Source organism: Acinetobacter sp., from assembly GCF_036666595.1.
In the GTDB taxonomy this organism is placed as follows: Bacteria; Pseudomonadota; Gammaproteobacteria; order Pseudomonadales; family Moraxellaceae; genus Acinetobacter.
In genome coordinates, this window is sequence record NZ_JAVWVO010000087.1 from 1 (window position 1) to 679 (window position 679).

Genomic DNA, 679 nt, shown 5'->3' on the forward strand with positions numbered 1-679 from the left:
TTTATAGGCTCCCCACCATAAAAATTTATAATTTGGGTAGCTACTTGCATACATTTTTCTGATGAAATATTTCCATTGTATTCATTAGTTGAAATATCCATTAAGGCATCACTGATGTCATTTATATCACCAAGATTTTCTATAATTTCATATAGTTGATCAGCGATATGTACGATATTCTCATTAGAAAAAGAAGGTGAAGGATTCCAAACATGTCTAAGTAGTGTTTGAATCTTTTGTGTTTGATACATATTAAAAATTGCTCAAAAAACAATAAAAGGTTTGAAGTGATTTAAAATTAAGAATTTCTAAAATTAACATAATACACCTTATACGAAACTCTTGAAACTTTCATATAGGGATCAAGGCTTTAGTCATATGGGCTCTAGTGCTTAGTAGGCTAGAGCCTATTTTTGGTGATTATTCACGTTCCACGCATACAATTTAATCAAACTAATCATTTCAATGTTTAGTATTCATTAACCATAAAATATTGTTACCCATAGTCAACATGCCTTCCCAGCTAGAATAATCCCGCGCCAGACTTCCTCTACTCATCGACCAGCCACGATTCGGCAATTTGCATGGTCCGATCGCGAGTTTCTTATCCCCAAACCTTTCCCTTAAAGCCTTTCTTTGCTAGCTGTCGCTTCTCACACTATATTGTGAATTTGATTAT

At 33.6% G+C, this 679-nt stretch carries 1 protein-coding gene; it reads right to left on the reverse strand.

What is annotated here, in order from left to right; genetic code table 11:
• The coding region (locus RR876_RS16935; RefSeq protein WP_332637184.1) for a hypothetical protein at positions 1 to 251 on the reverse strand (251 nt) is incomplete at its 3' end.
• Positions 252 to 679: the final 428 nt, after the last annotated feature.